General features: G+C 63.6%; 17 protein-coding genes. 7 read left to right on the top strand and 10 right to left on the bottom strand.

Annotated elements, in window-relative coordinates:
- Window position 1 precedes the first annotated feature (1 nt).
- From ACWGPT_RS05005 to ACWGPT_RS05020, 4 genes are all read right to left on the bottom strand, one after another.
- Window positions 2-817: an aldo/keto reductase gene (locus tag ACWGPT_RS05005; RefSeq protein WP_452604476.1), complete on the bottom strand. Its 816-nt coding sequence runs from the start codon at window positions 815-817 to the stop codon at window positions 2-4.
- Between the two features lie 59 nt (window positions 818-876).
- On the bottom strand, window positions 877-1,746 hold the full coding sequence (locus tag ACWGPT_RS05010; RefSeq protein WP_452604477.1) for a 6-hydroxymethylpterin diphosphokinase MptE-like protein: 870 nt from the start codon (window positions 1,744-1,746) through the stop codon (window positions 877-879).
- Window positions 1,747-1,962: 216 nt separating this feature from the next.
- Window positions 1,963-3,225 carry an FAD-dependent oxidoreductase gene (locus ACWGPT_RS05015; protein ID WP_452604478.1) on the bottom strand — a complete coding sequence of 421 codons (1,263 nt, stop codon included), beginning with the start codon at window positions 3,223-3,225 and terminating at the stop codon, window positions 1,963-1,965.
- Window positions 3,218-4,048, bottom strand: coding sequence for a shikimate dehydrogenase family protein (locus ACWGPT_RS05020; protein WP_452604479.1), 831 nt, complete (start codon window positions 4,046-4,048; stop codon window positions 3,218-3,220). The genes ACWGPT_RS05015 and ACWGPT_RS05020 overlap by 8 nt, the downstream gene beginning before the upstream one ends.
- Before the next feature lie 98 nt (window positions 4,049-4,146).
- Here ACWGPT_RS05020 and ACWGPT_RS05025 point away from each other — a divergent pair, with 98 nt between their 5' ends.
- The 5 genes from ACWGPT_RS05025 (at window position 4,147) to ACWGPT_RS05045 (ending at window position 8,889) form a co-directional block, all read left to right on the top strand.
- A complete protein-coding gene (locus tag ACWGPT_RS05025) occupies window positions 4,147-5,088 on the top strand; it encodes a LysR family transcriptional regulator (protein WP_452604480.1) in 942 nt (313 codons plus the stop codon).
- Window positions 5,073-5,984, top strand: coding sequence for an alpha/beta fold hydrolase (locus tag ACWGPT_RS05030; protein ID WP_452604481.1), 912 nt, complete (start codon window positions 5,073-5,075; stop codon window positions 5,982-5,984). The genes ACWGPT_RS05025 and ACWGPT_RS05030 overlap by 16 nt, the downstream gene beginning before the upstream one ends.
- A 221-nt stretch (window positions 5,985-6,205) precedes the next feature.
- Window positions 6,206-7,231, top strand: coding sequence for an ABC transporter substrate-binding protein (locus ACWGPT_RS05035; RefSeq protein WP_452604482.1), 1,026 nt, complete (start codon window positions 6,206-6,208; stop codon window positions 7,229-7,231).
- 52 nt (window positions 7,232-7,283) lie between these two features.
- Window positions 7,284-8,051: an ABC transporter ATP-binding protein gene (locus ACWGPT_RS05040; protein ID WP_452604483.1), complete on the top strand. Its 768-nt coding sequence runs from the start codon at window positions 7,284-7,286 to the stop codon at window positions 8,049-8,051.
- Window positions 8,052-8,160: 109 nt separating this feature from the next.
- Window positions 8,161-8,889 (top strand): ABC transporter permease, encoded by a 729-nt coding sequence (locus ACWGPT_RS05045; RefSeq protein ID WP_452604527.1) that lies wholly within the window; start codon window positions 8,161-8,163, stop codon window positions 8,887-8,889.
- Window positions 8,890-8,949: 60 nt separating this feature from the next.
- On the opposite strand, the gene ACWGPT_RS05050 is transcribed toward ACWGPT_RS05045, so the two are convergent.
- From ACWGPT_RS05050 to ACWGPT_RS05075, 6 genes are read right to left on the bottom strand one after another with little or no spacing between them, the layout of a single operon-like run.
- On the bottom strand, window positions 8,950-10,083 hold the full coding sequence (locus tag ACWGPT_RS05050) for a glycoside hydrolase family 88/105 protein (RefSeq protein WP_452604484.1): 1,134 nt from the start codon (window positions 10,081-10,083) through the stop codon (window positions 8,950-8,952).
- Complete coding sequence (pglA, locus tag ACWGPT_RS05055; RefSeq protein WP_452604485.1) at window positions 10,080-11,645, bottom strand: polygalacturonase PglA; 1,566 nt, start codon at window positions 11,643-11,645, stop codon at window positions 10,080-10,082. The genes ACWGPT_RS05050 and pglA overlap by 4 nt, the downstream gene beginning before the upstream one ends.
- Window positions 11,646-11,695: 50 nt before the next feature.
- Window positions 11,696-12,961, bottom strand: coding sequence for an ABC transporter substrate-binding protein (locus tag ACWGPT_RS05060; protein WP_452604486.1), 1,266 nt, complete (start codon window positions 12,959-12,961; stop codon window positions 11,696-11,698).
- Between the two features lie 16 nt (window positions 12,962-12,977).
- Entirely contained in the window at window positions 12,978-14,093 is a 1,116-nt protein-coding gene (locus tag ACWGPT_RS05065; protein ID WP_452604487.1) for an ABC transporter ATP-binding protein, read from the bottom strand.
- Window position 14,094: 1 nt separating this feature from the next.
- Window positions 14,095-14,970 (bottom strand): carbohydrate ABC transporter permease, encoded by an 876-nt coding sequence (locus tag ACWGPT_RS05070; protein ID WP_452604528.1) that lies wholly within the window; start codon window positions 14,968-14,970, stop codon window positions 14,095-14,097.
- Window positions 14,971-15,002: 32 nt separating this feature from the next.
- The gene (locus ACWGPT_RS05075) at window positions 15,003-15,884 is read right to left on the bottom strand and encodes a carbohydrate ABC transporter permease (RefSeq protein WP_452604529.1); all 882 of its coding nucleotides are present in this window, start codon (window positions 15,882-15,884) and stop codon (window positions 15,003-15,005) included.
- Between the two features lie 212 nt (window positions 15,885-16,096).
- Here ACWGPT_RS05075 and ACWGPT_RS05080 point away from each other — a divergent pair, with 212 nt between their 5' ends.
- Both ACWGPT_RS05080 and ACWGPT_RS05085 read left to right on the top strand, forming a co-directional pair.
- Window positions 16,097-17,005 carry a helix-turn-helix domain-containing protein gene (locus tag ACWGPT_RS05080; RefSeq protein ID WP_452604488.1) on the top strand — a complete coding sequence of 303 codons (909 nt, stop codon included), beginning with the start codon at window positions 16,097-16,099 and terminating at the stop codon, window positions 17,003-17,005.
- 235 nt (window positions 17,006-17,240) lie between these two features.
- Window positions 17,241-18,419 carry an ABC transporter substrate-binding protein gene (locus tag ACWGPT_RS05085; RefSeq protein ID WP_452604489.1) on the top strand — a complete coding sequence of 393 codons (1,179 nt, stop codon included), beginning with the start codon at window positions 17,241-17,243 and terminating at the stop codon, window positions 18,417-18,419.
- Window positions 18,420-18,447: the final 28 nt, after the last annotated feature.

An 18,447-nucleotide genomic window follows, 5' to 3' on the forward strand; every position in this document is an offset into this window, starting at 1 on the left:
GTCAGGCGGCGCTTTCCAGGAGTTCGGCAAGGTTGCTGCGCTTGCTGATGCCGATGATCACGGCGCCGACCAGCGGGTCTGCCAGAAGCGGCGGCAAGGCCTCGTCGAGGGTCGCCACGCGTCCGTCAGGGCGCCGAAGGACCTGCCTCACGCTCAGGTGAATTCCGCGGTCGCGGATCTCGTCGGCCATTCCCGTTCCCCGGATGGATTCGTAGGCCGTGACCGGAAGCTGGAGGAGGTCCACCGGCGCGAGGGCGAGAGCCGCGGCGATGCCCGAGCCGTCCCTGAGCGAGACGCCGACGGACGATGCCTTCCCGCCGGATCGAAGCGACTGGAGAAACGATGCCGTTTCGGGCTTCCGCAGGTCTTCTTCGGTCGGATCGTGCAGCAGGAAGCCCGGCAGGCGGGCGAGCCGGAGGCGCTCCAGGCTGCCGTCCACGCAGCCCTGAAGGTACCCGGGCTCGAAGCACTGCCGGTCGATCCCCGCGCGCACCTGCTGCACCTTCGACTTGACCGAGCCCAGCCGGACAAGCGGGCGGAGGAGAGGCTTCACCTTCTGGATGATCTCGGCCTTCCTGCCGTGCCGGAAGCCCGCCTTGGTCACGATGTTCAGCTCGACCTGCGGGTATGCGGCCTGTAGCCTCCCGAGTTCGCGCTCGCTGTCGCCCTGCCCGTAGATATTCGCGGTGTCGAAGCCGCGAATGCCGGCCTCGACCGCTTCGCGGAGCATAAGACGTGTCTCGGCGAGCGGCGTCATGTTCCCGAGAGACCCGACCCGGCTGCAGCCAATCATGATCTTCGACATCGGCACTGTCATGGACGGTTCCTCAGGACGGAGAAGTTCCTGCCGGACGGCACTACTCAAGGCCGCCTGCCTCACGAAACCGCCGGTCTTTCCCGGACCCCGCTGCCGCCGGAGTATCGACTGCCGTCAGGACCTGAAAGGAACTCCGCGAACGGCTTCCTTTCGAAGACGTCGAGCTTGCTGCCCTCGGTGCAATTGTAGATCTTCACCCCGACTGCCCGCGCCTGCTCCTCGGCCAGAGCGAATGCGAGGCGCTGCCTGTCGAGATGCGGCAGGTTCCAACGTTCGCCGACCTTCCGATAATTGGGAAGGAAGTGGTTGACCTCGCCGTTTCCGACGAGCTCGTTGTCCTTCCGGTTTTCCGCACTCGTGGAGAAGCTGAAATCCACGCCGATCAGCGCGATCTCCGACGCGCCCATGAACATGGCAAGCTGGATCTGGGTATAGACGATCGAGAAGCCGTTATAGATCTCGTCGAAGGCGTTCGTGCCGAAGTGCTGCTTGCGGTCGAATATCTTGCGGAAGCTGTACCCGAAGAACACGTCGGCGTAGAGGTCGCTCTCATAGACCTTGCAGATATAGGGCATCAGGACGGTGCTGGCCGGGTCGATTTTCGACCTCAGCTTCCCGATGTTCTGGATGATGACCAGATCGTCCTCGACGCTGTAATAGGTCGGCCGCCAGTCCGTCTTGTCGAAGGCCAGGAAGATCTTGTTGGAGGCGAAGGTGATCTCGCCCTTCAGATCATCGAAATCGATGCGCGAAAGACTCGGGCCATTTCCCATGACCACCACGCGTTTTCCGGCGTGGGCATCCCGCAATTTCTCAAGCGCCTTGAAGGTCATGAGGTCTATGCCGGTGAGACGCCAGATGCGCTCGGCCAGCCGATACCGCGGCTTCCAGTATAACTCGCGGCTGATTTTCTGTATTGTTTTCTTCAAGACGACCTACACCTGCCAGACGAGAATACGATCCCGGAAATACTCACACGGGCTCGCCTGCACTGGCCTGCCCTGCATGTTCCCCTTTATCGATACTCGCAAGCTACGCCACCCACCGGAACAAAAACAAGCGGAATAACCACGTCGTCTTAACGAAAGACATCCCCAGCCGAAGCATTGACGCGTTAAAACCGTGACCGCCGGCGAGCCGGGCATTCAGATGAGGGCGTTCTTGTCCTGAAGTTCCCTGCGCACCGCCTCCATCCCACCGGCGGAGTCGGCGCCGAGTGCGGCCATGACGCCGGCTGCCTGGCCGGTGGCGAATGCGGTGCCCATGACCCTCGACGAGCCGTAGGCTGTCTGATCGGCGCCGGCTACCCGACCGGACAGGTAAAGGTTCTGGAATTCGGCAGCCTGCAGCGATCCCGGGGGAATGTCGGCGAAGCCCTCGCCGCCGAGATCGACAAATCGCGCCCGACCCGGCGCCTCATGCACTTCCATGGGCCAGGCGGCGCGACCGATCCCGTCCTCGCGTCGAAGGCCCTGCTCGAGCGCCTTGCCGGTCAGGTCTTCCCTGGATTTCGGGCGGCGAGTTTCGCGGATGCCGATCTGCGGGCCGGTCGCGACGATAAAGGCCTTCTCGAAGCCGGGCAGTTCCCGCAGGAGGGCGAGGTTGCGCCATGCCTCGCGCCTCGCCTGCCGTTCCGCGGCACCGAGATCGGCCCCGGTCAGGCCGTCCGTGACGAGGTCGATGGTCATCCACCAGTAATCGCCCGAGATCGGCAGGCGGAACATGACGCCGCCATCGGCCCGCGGGATCTGCTGCTCGGAACTCCGGTTGTGTGCCGCGATAAGATCCGCCATGCGGCGGCGGTCAAACTTGAGGTCGGGGGCCGCCCCCCCGATGCGGACCGGCATCGACGCCGGTTGAACGTGGTGCTCGCCGGCACTGTCCACGGTCATCGCCGCGCCCGCAAGAAAGGCAAGCGTCGCCTCGCCGCTCGCATCGACGAAGGTGTCGGCGCTGATCTCGAAGGTTCCGGCATGGTCGGTGACGAGAACCGAAGTGATCCTGCCGCCTTCGGCGGTCACGCCCGTGACGCGGCTGTGCAGCAGGACGGAAACACCGGCGTCCTCGACGAGACGGTCGCCGGCGAATTTCACGGCTTCCGGATCGAGGAGGATGATCCTGTTGCCGGTGCGCGATACGACGGGTGCCACGTCCTGGCCGACACTTTCAAGTATCTTAAGGAACTGTTCGCCGATGCCGCGGACCGCGACGATCTCCCGCGTGGCTTTCTGATAGAAGCCGCAATAGGCAAGAACGAGGGAATTGGCCGCCGCCCCGCCCAGGAATCCGTATCTTTCGATCAGCGCGACCCTTGCCCCCGTGCCCGCGGCCGCGACCGCGGCGCTCATGCCCGCCGTGCCGCCTCCGACGACGACCACGTCATATCGTTCGTCGCGCGCCTCAGCCATGCGATTGTGTCTCCCCGATCACGCCCATCGCCCGCCCGAGGGCCATGAGCTGCGCCCTTGCCATTTCATGCCCGAACTGGATCTTCAGGCCCCGGTGGGCCGCAAGCGCCAGGAAGCGCGTGCGCTCGGGACTGGTCACGACATCCGCCGCAAGCCCGTCCGGCGGGATGAGGTCGATGACGGCTTGCGGGACAGGCAGGGGATCGGCGTCGCCCATTCCGCAGGGAGAGGCGTTGACCACGAGATCGAATGCCCTGTCGGGAATGGCACCCGCATCGAAGACGACATGCGGGAACGCCTCCCCCAGCTGTGAGGAAAGCGTGGCGGCCCGGGCGGTGTCGATATCGCTGACAAAGAGATCCGACAGGCCTGCTTCCGCCAGGGCGTGGCCGATCGCCCGGCCGGCTCCTCCGGCGCCGACCAGCAGTGCTGATTTTCCCTCGACGGAAAAATCGTTTTCCCGGAGAGCCAGAAGAAAGCCCTCGCCATCCGTCATATCGCCGGACAGCCAGCCGCCGGCGTGGCGCCTGACGACATTGGCGGCGCCGAGGAATTGCGCCCGCGGCGTCATGTCATCGATCAGGCGGGCAATGGCTGTCTTGTGGGGAACGGTGACGACGAAGCCGTCAAGATTTTCCCAGCCGCGAACCGCGTTGACGAAATCCTCGACCTGTTCGGAGCGAAGGTCGATCGGGATCATCGCTCGATCGTGTCGCGCCGCATCGAAATAAGCGTTGAAGTTCTGCGGTGATTTGACCTGCGCGATCGGCGTTCCGATGATCGCGACCAGGCGGGTGGCACTGCCTATCATGGTGGGTAGCATCCTCTTTCCTGCCGGAAGATTAGAAGCCGCCTGCTATTGACGCTAATATGGAAACCGGTGCACTTCATAAACCGGATTTATGGGGAGCGAGGGCGACGGTGGCGAATCCGAAACTGAAGGAACGCCAGATCGAAATCTTCCGGATCGTGATGGCGACCGGTTCGCTGACGGCCGCCGCACGGCATCTCGGCGTTTCGCAGCCAAACCTGTCGATCGCGATCAAGCGGCTGGAGGACCAGCTCGGCGTCGCGCTGTTCGGACGCATCGGGGGGAAGCTCGTTCCCACCCAGGAAGCACAGCTCATCTTCGAAGAGGTGGAGCGCGTTCACCAGCAGGCGGAGATGCTGTCGGATTCGATCTATTCGATCGCCCGCGGCAATGCCTCCACCTTCCGTTTCGGGGCAACGCCGAGCATCGGCATGCGGCTGATCCCCAAGGCCCTGAGACGGCTGCAGCTGGCGGAAACGGCGGGGACCTATTACTGCGATTCCCTTCCGCTGCGGGACGTTCGCGACTACCTGCTCTTCGGGCGGGGGACCTGCGTTGCCACGATCGCGCGGATCGACGATCCCGTCATCGAAGGGATGCCGATCGCCGAAGCCGGTCTCGTCTGCGTGATGCCGGCCGACCATCCGCTGGCGACAAGGGCATCGATCAATCCCACGGAGCTTTCGGGCGAAACGCTGATCTCCTTCGGTTCGACGACGACCCACGGCCTTTTCATCGACGAGACCTATCAACGATGCGGCGCGGTGCGCAGCACGGCGATCTATGTCCACTTCGTGGAGGCCGCACTCTCCTTCGTTGCCGAGCGGATCGGCGTCACCATACTCGATGCCTTCTCCGCCATCGACTGCGCGACCTCGGGACTGGCGGCGGTTCCGATCGAGAACAGCGTTTCGATTTCCGCCTATGTCTATACCAGCCGCCTGCGCCCCCGGCCGAAGACCGTCGACAGCCTGATTGCCGCGCTCCGCACCGCCGCCCTGGCCGAGAGCAGTTTCCCCGAAGGAATCATCAAGCCATGCCACGCGCCGTAAACTCGCTGTTCCCGGGCTTCAACGATGTGATCGTGGAGACCGGGGACGCGGAACTCGCAGTCCTGACCGCGGGATCCGGTCCCGCCCTCCTCCTGCTGCACGGTTATCCGCAGACCCGGGCCACGTGGCATCGGATCGCGCCGGTGCTCGCCGCAAGCCATACCGTCGTGGTTCCCGATCTGCCGGGATACGGAGAAAGCAGGGTGGCAGAGGCATCCCAGGGCATAGGATCGAAGCGGCGCATGGCGAAATGCCTGCACGCGATGATGAAGTCGCTCGGCCATGACCGCTTCACCGTGATCGGACATGACCGCGGCGGGCGCATCGCCTACCGGATGGCGCTCGATTTTCCGGACTCCGTGGAAGCGTTGGTCTCCGTGACGGTGGTGCCGACCCCGGACATGTGGGACGGAGCGGGCAAGGCGTTCGGAATGGCCGCGTGGCACTGGTTCATGATGGCGCAGCCTGAACCGCTTCCGGAAAAGCTGATGGCGGCGGACCCGCGGTTCCTGATCGACCTCACGCTCGGCAAGATGGCGGGCGGGCTCGACAAGCTGCACCCGCTGGCGCTCGAGGATTATCGCCTCGCCTTCGATCGCGCGGAGGTGCGGCACATGATGTGCGAGGACTATCGGGCCGGCGCGACCACCGATGAAGTCGACGACCTTGCCGATCGGGACGCGGGACGCCGCATTGCGGCTCCCATGCTGCTTTTCTGGGAGGAGGGGCGACGCCACGGCGGGCGGGAACCGCTCGACATATGGACCGGATGGGCCGACACCGTCGAGGGCCGAGCCCTTCGCGGTGGTCACCTGCCACAGGAAACCGTGCCGGACGAAATGCTCGCCGTGCTGATCCCGTTCCTGCGGAAATATGCAGGTGTCACAGGAGGATGATGGTGACGCGCAGAGAACCGCGTCCGGACCGCGTCCGGAAATTGATCGAGATTCTTGCCCGTAAGCTTGCGCTTTCGCCGGCCACGCTCTAACCCCGAAGGATGGCTCGCCACCATGTCCAAGGCATGGAAGAGAAAATCATTGCTTGTCGTCGTCGCCTAAGGCGGGTGGCACGGAAGCTATGGCGCCGCTGATACGCCAATACGGAGGAGATCTACCAGATGAGCATTACCCTGAACCGCCGCCAGACGCTTATGGCAATGGGCGCCGCCAGTGCCGCAGCCGCCTTCGGCCTTCCGGCCCGTGCCGCCGAGAAGCGCAACCTCGCGGTCCTCAGCCTCGCCAGCCATGCGCCGAGCTTCATCGCCTACGAGCGCGGCTACTTCAAGGATGCGGGCCTCGACATTGAACTGAAGTTCTTCGAAGCGGCGCAGCCGATGGCCGTCGCGATCGCTTCCGGCGATGCGGAATTCGGGGTCACCGCAATGAGCGGCGGACTGATCAGCCTTGCCGAAAAGGACGCGGTGAAGGTTGTCGGCGGCGCGCTGACCGAGGAGAAGGGCATTGTCGGCGCCGTCATCCTCGCGTCCAACAAGGCCTATGAGGCGGGCCTGACGGAGCCCTCGAAGCTTGCCGGCAAGAGCTTCGGCATCACCACCGCGGGTTCCTCCTTCCACTTCATGGCGCACAAGATCGCTGCCGCGAACAATATCGACCTTGCCGATATCCAGTTGCGGCCGCTTCAGAAGCTCGGCGCGATCGTCGGGGCGCTTTCGACCAGCCAGATCGATGCCTGGGCGATCCAGGCGAATGTCGCCAACAAGATGATCCGCGAAGGTGCGGCCCAGAAGATCGGCCTCGTGTCCGACTATGCACCCGACTACCAGGTGACGACGGCCTTCACCTCCACGCGGAATGCCAAGGATAATCGCGCGCTTACCGAAGCCTTCATCGCCGCCTATGCAAAGGCGATCGAGGACTACAATGCCGCCTTCGTGGACAAGACCGCCGGTGACGACGAGCGCGACGCGCTGGCAAAGCTCGTCCACAAATACGTGGAGAAGGACAGCCCGTTCGAGGTTGCCAAGCAGAACCTGGTCGAAGGCGCGATGCGCATCAACTCCGGCCTGGCTCTGTCCCTCAAGAGCTGCACCGAGCAGCTGGAATGGTTCAAGGCCGAAGGCATGGTCAAGGACACGATCAGCAACGAGCAGCTCTTCGACACATCCTACGTCAAGTCGATCTGATCGACCCGCAGACAGACCGGAGGCCCACCACGGGCCTCCGCCGGGAGGCTCCATGGACCTGAAGCTCAAGAACATAACGCACCACTACGGTTCCGTGGAAGTTCTGCGGGATATTTCCCTCGACATTCCGCAGGGCCAGATCGCCTGTCTCATCGGGCCCTCGGGTTGCGGAAAATCCACCCTGCTCCGCTTTCTCGGCGGACTGGAACGCCCCAACAAGGGTGAAGTCCTGCAGGTCGGCGAGCCACCGAAAGACTGCCTAAACCCGTTGACCTACGTCTTCCAGCATTTCGCGCTGCTGCCCTGGCGCACGGTGGAGGGCAATATCAAGCTCGTCCTCGAAGACCATGGCCTGAAGGGCCGTGAAATGGATGCGATCGTCACGGACGTCCTGGAACGCACCCGGCTCTCGGATTTCCGTCACGCGCTTCCGAAGCAGTTGTCGGGGGGAATGCGCCAGCGCGTTGCCATCAGCCGTGCCCTTGCGGTCCGTCCCGCCGTCATGCTGATGGACGAACCGCTTTCGGCGCTCGACAGCCAGACGCGCGAACTCCTGATGGACGACCTCATCGCGCTCTGGACCCGCCAGCCGTTCACCTCCGTCTACGTGACCCACAACCTGAACGAGGCCGTTCGCCTCGGACACCGCGTGATCGTGCTTTCACGCCGCCCCGGACAGATCCGCGAGATCGTCGACATCGACATTCCGCTTTCCGAACGCCATCTCGGCGATGCGGTGCTCGAAGAAAAGCAGAAGCAGCTCTGGGAGCTGATGCGCGAAGAAGCAATGGCTGCCGACAAGGAACTGGCCGATGTCTGATGCAAGCGTGGTTCCGGCACGGTCGGTCGTCGGCACGGAGACCGAAACGACACATGTGAAACGGGTTCCGTTTCGGGGCGGCGGGTTTTCACCCATCCCCGTGCCCGGCATGGCCCTTGCCGTTTTCGTCGGGCTGCTCGTCATCGCCGAGGCCGGCACCCGGACCGGAGTGATCTCGAGCCTCACCCTGCCCCGCCCGTCGGCGGTGTTCGAGACGCTGGTCGAACTCTGGCAGACCGGCGGCCTCTGGCGCCATCTCCTTCCCTCGCTTCAGCGCCTTTTCGTGGGTGCCGCGTTCGGCATCGCGGTCGGCATCTCGCTTGGCGTGCTGATCGGCCTCTTCAGCTATGTGAGGGCCGGCCTCGTCCCGCTGGTGGCCGCGCTCTTTCCCATCCCGAAGATCGCGCTCCTGCCGCTCTTCGTCATCTGGTTCGGCATCGACGAGATGTCCAAGTACGCGCTCATCGCCTTCGGGACATTCACGCCCACGGTGGTGGCGACCTACGGGGCGGTCGACAATGTCGACCGTTCACTGATCCGCATGGGGCAAAGCTTCGGATTGAGCTGGTGGTCGATCGTTCGCAAGATCGTACTGCCGGGTGCATTTCCGGCCATCCTCTCCGGTCTTCGCGTTTCGATCTCGATCGCCATCATCCTGCTCGTTGCGGCCGAGATGCTCGGCGCGCAGTATGGCGTCGGCTCCTACATTCTCGAGGCCGGATCGCTCTACGACCTCGAAAAGCTGTTTACGGGCGTCGCCATCCTGTCCGCGCTCGGCCTGGTGGTGAATTACGTCATCGGCCAGATCGAACGTCGCTTCCTGAGCTGGCGCGGATAAACCAGGCGATATCGTTACCGCCGCGGGCGCTCCTCCGCGGCGGCGGAACCGACGGCGACGTCACCGATTGAGGGACGCCACGAGGGCGCGATCGCCTTCGGCAGCGGCGCAAAGCCCCAGTTCGGCGACCGCCATCATCAGCGGACCCACTCCCTTCGCGTCGTCGGCGACGACCGGTTCGGTGAGGTAGTATGCGGGCGTGCCGTCGCGGTAAGGACCCGACAGGGCACCCAGTCCCGCGACCTGGCAGATTCCCGCAAGCCGGACCACCCCGTCCTCCTTGACGAGCCGCGTCGTCAGGATCGTATCGAGGGTCCGCCTCGCGCTCTCTTCCAGGCGGCGGGCTTCCTCCGGGGCAAGCGACCCCAGGCGGCCCGCGGCAAGGAAGGCATAGGCGAACATCGCCGATGCGGACGTCTCGGCATAGTTGCCGGCCAGGTCCGGCTCATCCAGCACCTGGGGCCAAAGCCCCGAACCCTGCTGGCGGTCGAGGACGGCAAGCAGGATCGCCCGCGTTCGCGTGCGCAGCGCGGCCGTCGCGCGGTCGTTGGGGAGAATGGCCAGCACATCGACCAGAGCCATCACCATCCAGCCCATGGCGCGCGCCCAGACCGCCGGGGATTTTCCGGTCTGCCTGTCCGCCCAGGCCTGATGGCGGCTCTCGTCATAGCCGTGGACGTGCAGCCCCCCGTATGTCGATGTCAGCACAAGCGCCGTCGCCAGTTGCTGGAGGGCATCGGAGATGCGGGAGCGGTCGCCGGTCGCAAGGGCGTATTCGACCTGGAAAGGCAGCGCCATATAGAGCCCGTCCAGCCAGACCTGATGCGGATAGCGGGCCTTGTGCCAGTAATTGCCGGAAAGAACCCGCGGATGATGATCCAGCTGGTCGATCAGGCGCCCGGCGGCCGCCATGTAGCGCGGGTCCTTCGTCTCCTCGGCGAGGAAGAGCAGGACGCGGCCGGGGAGGATGTTGTCCATGTTGAATTCCCGCGGGTCGTATCCGAGCAGCTCGCCATCGGCCCCGACCTGCTGCGAGACAAGCCTCGTGAGGTGGTCAAGCCAGCGCCGCTCGCCGCTCGACCGGTAGAGAAGCATCAGGCCGCGATAGATGCAGCCGTCCTCGTAGCACCATGCGCCCTGCTTGTAGGGTTGGTAGCGCTGGCAGAACTGCTCGAAATATTCCGGATACGTCATGACACTGCCTGAAAACTGGGGATCGAAAGACGCGAGGGCGAAAGAAGGGAGGGGTCGTCGCAGCGGATGTCGGCATGTTCGCAGACGACCGTCTCGTGAACCATCGCCCGAACTCCGTCCGCCATGATGGGTGGGGCGGGCATGGCCGTCGGATCGAAGGAATGGACGCGCACGCTACGAATGACGAGATTGCGGATGGGTGCCTCAGGCAGGCCGAGAAAGGCGCCCACGGCATGTCCCACCCGCCGGAGATCGACATCCTCGATAGTGATGCCGTCGATCTGCGGCGTTCCCTCACCGACAGCCGCAGCCTCTCGGGATTGCACCCATTCGTCGTGGCCGTCGCGGTCGCAGTGATAGTGGGCATTGGCGGAAAAGGCCGTCAGGACACCGTCCATCCGGACACGCCGCATCGCGATGCCGGTGACGGAACCGCCCCGGCCGCGTCGCGTCTTCAGCCGCAGCCCGCGGTCGGTGCCGACCATCTCGCAGTCCTCGACAAGGACGTCGTGAACACCGCCGGACATTTCCGATCCGATGACCACCCCGCCATGGCCCCGTTCCATAAGGCAATGCCGGATCCGGACGTCCCGCGTCTCGCGCAGATGGGCGGCTTCGCCGGAAGGGCCGCGCTTGCCGGCCTTGATGGCGATGCAATCGTCCCCCACCGTAAAGCGGACGCCTTCGATCCGGACCCCGGACGATCCCTCGGGATTGAAGCCGTCGGTGTTGGGGCTGTCATGGGGCGCCTCGATCGTCAGGCCCGCCGCGACCAGCCGGTCGCAGCCCTGCGGGTGGATCGTCCAGGACGGCGCATTGCGGATCGTGAAGCCGAGCAATGTCACCTCGGAGCAGTTCACGAGATGGAGGCCGCGGGCGCGGCGGGCGCCTTCACGCGTCTCCTTCGGCCAGTCCCACCAGTCGCCGAACTCGCCCGAGCCGTCGAGGACACCCCTGCCTTCCAGGATCAGCCGCTTTGCGCCCACCGCATGGAGAGGTGCTGCGAAGCAGGCTGCCGGCTCACCCTCCCAGCTGCCCAGCATGTGGCCTTCCCCATCGTGGGCGGGAAGGATGGGCCAGCCGTCGCGGCGGCTCGGAGAACGCAGTTCCGCGCCTTCCGCGAGGTGGAGCGTCATGTCCGTCCGCAACGCAACCGGAAGCGCCGTCCATCGGCCGGGACCGATCAGAAGCGTGCCTCCGACCGGAACGTCGGCAATCGCCCGCTGCAAGGCTTCGGCGTTCCGGCGTGCAGCGTCGGTATCCTCCAGCGCGACATCCGCAAGGAGGCCGTACGAGCCTGCCTCCACGAGGCCGGCGCAATCCCTTGTCCTGAATTCGAGCCGGCCAAGCCCCTCGACCTTGAACAGGTAGTCCGTTGCGGGCTCCAGACCGTCCAGGAGGGTCACCACCCCGTCGGTTGCGCCCTCGCGAACCGCCGTCCCTCCGCCCGTGGCATGGAGACGCCAGGAAGACGGATCGGGCAGATGGTAGCATGCGCCGGGCACAGCAATTCGGATTGCGGCCATCCGTGCGGACACCGCAACTGCAATAAGTTCAATCATGCTCTCGTCTCGGTAAGTGCCCGCCGCTTGCGCGGCGGGCGATTGGATGCCTAGTCGAACTCAGCCAGAACGTCGTTGGTGCCTTCGATGATCTGCTCCGCCGCCGCCTGGGCATCGAGCTGCCCATAGGCATATTCTTCGAGCGTATCGAGGAAGATGCCGCGGATTTCGGGGTTTTCGTTGAACGGCGAGACGGTCGGGCCCGAGGACGCCATGACGATGGCGTTCGCCTCGCGGACCTCCGGCTGGCCCTCGTTCCCCAGACGCGCGGAAGCCGCCCTGGAGCCTGGAATGCCGCGCGTCGTGCCGAGAGCGTCGATGCCTTCCGGCTCGTTCAAAAGGCAGTTGACGATCTCGGCCGCGGCCTCGGTATCCTTAGAGTGCTTGGAGATCGAAAAGACCATGGAGGGCTTGCGGAAGATTCCGTCCGTCACCGCACCCTCGACCTTGAGCAGCGGGAAAGGCTTCAGAACCTGCCCCTCGCCCAACGGCGCGGAATATTTCTCGAAGGTCGAATCCCATTCATACGAACCGGCGATCCTGCCGTCGGACCATTCGGGCTTCTCGAAGAGGTTGACGTTTCCGTCTGCCGCCTCTTCCTTCTGGGATTTCATCACGCCCTCCTCGACCAGCTTGCCGAGGAAGCTGATGCCCTCGGCCAGCTCCTCCGGTGTCCAGGCGACGCGATTGGTCTGCGGATCGACCATGTCCTTGCCCGTCCGCTGCACGACGACCATGGTGGTCACCAGCTGGGCCGTCTCCTTGACCGCGTTGAAGGTGTAATGGCCCTCGCCGAGCTTTTCCTTGATGGTCCTGGTGGCGGCGCGCAATTCTTCCCATGTCGTCGGGACGGGGACCCCGGCCTTGTCGAACGTGGTCGTGTTGAAGAAGAAGACGCGGCCCGTGGTCGAGACCGGGATGCCTTGCAGGACATTGTTCATCGAGCTCGATTCCAGCTCTGCGTCCGTCCAGTTCGACAGGTCGAGGGATTTCAGGTTGCGCAGATCGGCGAAGCCGTCGCCGTTCTTGGAAAACAGCGGCAGCCAGGGCCAGTTCACCTGAACGATATCGGCTTCCGTCCGCCCGGCCATCTGGGTGGTGAGCTTCTCGAGATAGCCGTCGAAGCCGGTGAACTCGCCCTTCACGGTATGTCCGTGCTTGGCGCCACAGGCATCCAGCGCCTTCTGGGTCGCCACGTGACGGCTTTCGCCGCCCCACCAGGACATCCGCAAGTCCGCGGCCTCGGCAAAGGTCGTGAGACCGAGGGTGACAAGAGCCGTGCTTGCGAGCACGGATGAGTACCTACGTTTGGTCATGCTTTCCTCCTCTGGTTCAGGCCGCCATGCTGCCTCCTCGCAGCGAGACGTTGCGGCCGTCGGATTTGTCAAAAATGTGCATGCTGGAAAAATCGGGACGGAGCTGGATGACGTCCTGCCGCCCGAGCCCGTCGAATTCCGCGGCTCCCACGACGCTGACCAGGCGATGCCCCTCGCAATCGGCATGGAGATAGACTTCGTGGCCCATGAACTCGGCGTTCGTCAGCCGCGCCTTGAGCGCCGGACCATCGTCGGCGAGGCTTAAATGCTGGGGCCGGATGCCGAGAACGACCTCCTGCGGCCGGCCGGAGAGACGGCCGGAAAGGTCGCCTCCCATCGGCAGTCGCTGGCTGCCCACGACAAACTCGCTTCCCTCCATCGCGCCATCCATGAGGTTCATCTCGGGCATCCCGATAAAGCCGGCGACGAAGAGGTTGGCGGGGTTGTTATAGAGTTCCTTCGGCGTCGCCACCTGCATGATGCGCCCTGCCTCCATGACACAGATCCTGTCTCCCATCGTCATGGCTTCGGTCTGGTCATGGGTCACGTAGACGACCGTGGACGACAACCCGTCCGCCTTGAGCTGCCGGTGAAGATCGGTAATGCGGACACGCATGGAGGCGCGCAGCTTGGCATCGAGGTTGGAGAGCGGTTCGTCGAAGAGGAATACGCCCGGCTTCTTGATCAGGGCCCGCCCAAGGGCAACGCGCTGCGCCTGGCCGCCCGACAGCTGCTTCGGCAGCCGGTCGAGCAGGGGCTCGATTTCGAGGATACGGGCGACGTGGTCGATGGCGGCGTCTATCTCGGCGCGAGGCCGGCCGGCGATCCGCAGCCCGAAGGCAAGGTTTCCCCTGACCTTCATGTGCGGATAGAGCGCATAGTTCTGGAATACCATGGCGATCGAGCGCTTGGCCGGCGGCAGGTCGTTGACGCGGCGGTCGCCGATGATGATCTCGCCGCCGCTGATCTCCTCCAGCCCGGCGATCATTCGCAGCGTCGTCGACTTCGCGCAGCCCGACGGACCCACGAGCACCATGAACTCGCCGTCCCTGACATCGAGGTTGATGCCGTGGACCGCCTTCAGCGTGCCACCGTAGACTTTTTCCAGGTTTCTGAGTTGAACGCGTGCCATGTCAGCCTTTCCTGCCTCCAGCGGAGATGCCTTCGATGAAGTACCGCTGGGCGGCGAAGAAGACGATCAGCGCAGGGGCGATCGTCAGCACCGACATCGCCAGGATGCGGTTCCATTCAAAGGCTTCGGTTGTGTCTATCGAGAGCTTGAGAGCGAGGCTCACCGGGTACTTGTCGACCGAGGAGATGTAGATCAGCGGGCCGAGGAAATCGTTCATCGTCCACATGAACTGGAAAAGGCAGACCGAGATCAGCGCCGGCGACAGCATCGGCACGACGATGTAGACGAGGGTCTGAAGGCTGTTGGCCCCGTCGACACGCGCCGCCTCCTCCATGTCCCGCGGGAGCGACCGCAGGAACTGCACGAGCATGAAGATGAAGAAGGCATCGCCCGCAAGCGCCGACGGCACCCAGAGCGGCAGGAAGGTGTCGAGCCAGCCGAGATCGCGGAACAGGATGTATTGCGGAATGCGGGTGACGACGTTCGGGAGAAGCAGCAGCGCGATAACCGAGCCGAACAGGATTTTCTTGAAGGGAAAGTCGAAGCGGGCAAAGGCATAGGCAGCCATGGTGCAGGAAATCGCCGTGCCGATCACCTTGGGAAGGATGATCAGGAATGAGTTCCAGAAGAAGCGGCCGAACGTGTAGGGCGTCGAGGTCTGCCACCCCTTGACGTAACCGTCCAGCGTCGGGTTTTCGGGGAGGAAACCGGCGCCCGAGAAGATCTCCGAATTCGTCTTGAAGCTCGCGCCGACCAACCAGATCAGCGGATAGAGCATGAGGAAGCCGACGCCGAACAGCAGCGCGTAGCGAATGGTCGCGGAGACCAGGTCCCATCTGGCGCGACGGGTCGCCGCCACTTCATCGGAAGCGTCCATGGCCGCCTTGTCAAGGTGAAGGTCAGCCATGGTCAGTTCCTCTTGTCGCCGGCGTAATAGACCCACTTCCTGGACGACCAGAATGCGACGAGGGTCAGGACCGTGATGATGACGAAGAGCACCCAGGCGATCGCCGAGGCGTAGCCCATGTTGAACTTCTTGAAGGCCTCCTCGTAGATGTAGAGGGGCAGAAGATAGGTGGACTTCAGGGGGCCGCCCTGCGTGATGATGTAGGGGCCGTTGAACTCCTGGAATGCCTGGACCATCTGCATCACCAGATTGAAGAAGATCACCGGAGTGAGCAGCGGCAGCGTGATGAAGATGAAGGTGGTCACCTTGCCCGCGCCATCGATGGCAGCGGCCTCGTAGAGCGACTTGTCGATCGACTGGAGCGCGGCGAGGAAGATGACCATGGCCGAGCCGAACTGCCAGCAGCGGAGAAGCGTGATCGTGAAGAGCGCGTTGGTCGGGTCGCCGAACCAGTCGACCGGAGCAAGTCCAACGCCGGCGAGCGCCATGTTGACCAGCCCCTCGGTGGCGAAAAGGTAGCGCCAGAGAACCGCGATCGCGATCGAGCCGCCGAGGATGGACGGCACGTAGAAGGCCGTGCGGAACAGGTTGATGAACTTCAGCCTGTAATTGAGGATCGCGGCGATGAAGAGCGCGAAGGCAAGCTTCAGCGGCACCGTCAGGAATACGTAGCTCAGCGTGACGTTCAGGGACTTGGTGAAGGTCCGGTCGCGGGTGAACAGGCGCTCGTAGTTGGACAGTCCCGTCCATATCGGCGTGTTCATCAGGTCGTATTTGGTGAAGCTGAGATATAGGGAGGTCAGGAAGGGCACCGCGGTGAATACCACCAGGCCGATCAGGTATGGCGTCAGATATCCGTATCCAAGCAGCCGCTGCCCCTTCATCGCGACCATCCGGACATGGCCTGGACAGCGCCGTGACGAATCACGTTTTCGTACAAATCACAGCTCCCGGACCAGCAGGGGCATCGGGACATGCAGGTCCCGCAACCACCTTCTGATCTCCTCCCAGATCAAAATTCCGCTCCTCCGAGCAGTGTGACGGTGACTTAACCCGAATTCTCGACCAGAATAAATAAACGATCATGGGGAAAAAGATGGACGAAATCGAAGGCGGTATCCTTTCCAGCATTCCCCCTTCGGCGCTTGCGTTGACGATGACCCGGGCGACCATCCGGATGGAGCATTCGAGAACCTGGAGGATCGAGAAGATCAATCCGGTCGAGGACCTGGTGATCTGCCTTGGCGGACGCGGAGAATACCTGATCGACGGGGACCGCAGGACGATGGAGCCCGGGGACGCGATGCTGATCACCCGCGGCCAGCGCTTCCAGGGATGGAACGAGGGAAGAAGCAGTTATACCGGGATCGCACAGCATTTCACGCTGGATATCTACGGTCGGCACGACCTCATCTCGCAGATGGAACTGCAGCCCAAGGTCCACCTCAGCCGATGGCCTCTCCTCGAGCCGCTCGTCCGCCAATACCGGCAGACCGCACCGCCCTCCTCCGTCACGCTCAGCCAGCACCATCTCTTCATGTACCTGCTGATCGCCTACATCGATGACGCGTTCCTGGGCTGGCGCGACCGCGCCGCCTACCAGCCGGAGGGAGCCGACGCGCTGGATCTCGCGGTCGTCAAGGCCGCGACCATGATCGCCGCCAATCCTCTCGATGGCGACATCGCCATGAAGGCGATCCGCGCCTCCTCGTTCAATCCCGACTACTTCCTGCGCGAGTTCAAGAAGCGGGTCGGCCGGACGCCCCGGAAGTACCAGGAGTTCAAGCGCATGGAACGGGCCATGCACTTCCTCGAGGCCGGCCTTCCCGTGGCGGAAGCGGCGGCGGAGGTCGGCTACTCCGATCCCTACTATTTCTCGCGAATGTTCAAGCGTACGATCGGCCTCAGTCCGCGCGCTCATGTGGACCGGGTGCGCCGAAACCGTCACGGCGGACTTCTGGGCTTCGACGAGCCGGAGCAGGACCGGCTGCTCGGTCACGGCTGACCTCTGGGGAGCGCGGGCGCACGGATACCTCTGAATATCGCCGCGGGCGGTCACTGCGTATGAAGTGCGCGACGGGATAGAAGCCAGTAGTCGGGCGGTCGGGAGCGCTTGATGGAAATCAAAAATACCTTGCCAAGCCTCCTGTGCGCATATATCCATTTTGTGCGTTTATCGACAATAATAAGCCGGATGTCATCCCTCTGCGGAACAATCGGGCGATAGAGGAGAACTTGGAATGTCCAACCTGAAATGTCTTGTCGGCGCCCTTGCCGCCACCTTCGCCAGCTTCGTTTCGGCTGCCCAGGCCGATACCATCAAGGTCGGGGTCATCGGCCCGCTGTCCGGTCCCTACTCCCTTTACGGCCAGAACTTCCAGTGGGGCATGCAGGCCTACGCCAAGGTGAACGGTGCTTCCGTCGGCGAACATCAGGTGGAATTCGTCTATCGCGATCTTCCGGGCGTCGATCCGGCAAAGGCCCGCGCGCTTGCCCAGGAACTGATTGTCAAGGACAAGGTGCAGTACCTCGCCGGCGCCTACTTCACCCCGAACGCGCTCTCTATCGCATCGCTGCTGAAGCAGGGCAACGTACCTTTCGTCGTCCTCAATGCCGCGACCTCGTCGATCGTCGAGCAAAGCCCGCTCATCCTGCGCACCTCCTTCACCATGTGGCAGAACACGGTCCCCGCGGCCACCGTGGCGATCGAGGACGGCAGCAAGAAGGCCATGACCGTGGTCAGCGACTACGGCCCGGGCGTCGATGCCGAGACCGGCTTCAAGGAAACCTACGAAAAGGCCGGCGGCGAACTGGTCGAGACCATCCGCCTTCCGCTGACGACGAGCGACTTCAATCCCGTCGCCCAGCGCATCAAGCAGTCCGGCGCCGACACCGTCTTCGCGTTCTTCCCGGCCGGTGCGCCGACCCTCGGCTTCATGAAATCCTATATCGGCAACGGCCTTGCGGAAGCCGGCGTCAAGCTCATCTCGACCGGCGACCTGCTGACCGAGCCGGATCTCCCCGCCCTCGGCGACGTCGCGCTTGGAACGAGGTCCACCTACCACTATTCGGCCTCGCACGATTCACCGGCAAACAAGGCCTTCATGGAAGCCCTTGAATCGATCGGCGCCGACAAGACCAAGGTGACCATGGCCGCCGTCGCCGCCTATGACGGCGCCAAGCTCATCTACGAAATGATCAACGTCACCGGTGGCAAGCAGGACCCGCAGACCGCCGTCGACGCAGTCAAGAGCATGCAGTGGGAAAGCCCTCGCGGCCCGGTCAGCATGGATCCGGAAACCCGCCACATCACGCAGAACGTCTATCTTCGCGAAGTGGCGAAAGAGGACGGCCAGTACGTGAACAAGGAACTGAAGGCATTCGAAGCCCAGCGCGACTGGGGTCTCGTCAAGAATTGATCGGCCAGCGACTGCCCTTGCCCGAAAT

The organism is Pseudorhizobium sp. NPDC055634 (assembly GCF_053618655.1).

Bases quoted from the DNA above. Each gene is read 5' to 3' on its own strand.
- ACWGPT_RS05050 (WP_452604484.1), bottom strand. From the start codon at position 10,083: ATGACGTATCCGGAATATTTCGAGCAGTTCTGCCAGCGCTACCAACCC.
- ACWGPT_RS05065 (WP_452604487.1), bottom strand. From the start codon at position 14,093: ATGGCACGCGTTCAACTCAGAAACCTGGAAAAAGTCTACGGTGGCACG.
- ACWGPT_RS05085 (WP_452604489.1), top strand. From the start codon at position 17,241: ATGTCCAACCTGAAATGTCTTGTCGGCGCCCTTGCCGCCACCTTCGCC.
- ACWGPT_RS05035 (WP_452604482.1), top strand. From the start codon at position 6,206: ATGAGCATTACCCTGAACCGCCGCCAGACGCTTATGGCAATGGGCGCC.
- ACWGPT_RS05070 (WP_452604528.1), bottom strand. From the start codon at position 14,970: ATGGACGCTTCCGATGAAGTGGCGGCGACCCGTCGCGCCAGATGGGAC.
- ACWGPT_RS05030 (WP_452604481.1), top strand. From the start codon at position 5,073: ATGCCACGCGCCGTAAACTCGCTGTTCCCGGGCTTCAACGATGTGATC.
- ACWGPT_RS05060 (WP_452604486.1), bottom strand. From the start codon at position 12,961: ATGACCAAACGTAGGTACTCATCCGTGCTCGCAAGCACGGCTCTTGTC.
- pglA (WP_452604485.1), bottom strand. From the start codon at position 11,645: ATGATTGAACTTATTGCAGTTGCGGTGTCCGCACGGATGGCCGCAATC.
- ACWGPT_RS05040 (WP_452604483.1), top strand. From the start codon at position 7,284: ATGGACCTGAAGCTCAAGAACATAACGCACCACTACGGTTCCGTGGAA.
- ACWGPT_RS05080 (WP_452604488.1), top strand. From the start codon at position 16,097: ATGGACGAAATCGAAGGCGGTATCCTTTCCAGCATTCCCCCTTCGGCG.
- ACWGPT_RS05015 (WP_452604478.1), bottom strand. From the start codon at position 3,225: ATGGCTGAGGCGCGCGACGAACGATATGACGTGGTCGTCGTCGGAGGC.
- ACWGPT_RS05020 (WP_452604479.1), bottom strand. From the start codon at position 4,048: ATGCTACCCACCATGATAGGCAGTGCCACCCGCCTGGTCGCGATCATC.
- ACWGPT_RS05005 (WP_452604476.1), bottom strand. From the start codon at position 817: ATGACAGTGCCGATGTCGAAGATCATGATTGGCTGCAGCCGGGTCGGG.
- ACWGPT_RS05045 (WP_452604527.1), top strand. From the start codon at position 8,161: ATGGCCCTTGCCGTTTTCGTCGGGCTGCTCGTCATCGCCGAGGCCGGC.
- ACWGPT_RS05075 (WP_452604529.1), bottom strand. From the start codon at position 15,884: ATGAAGGGGCAGCGGCTGCTTGGATACGGATATCTGACGCCATACCTG.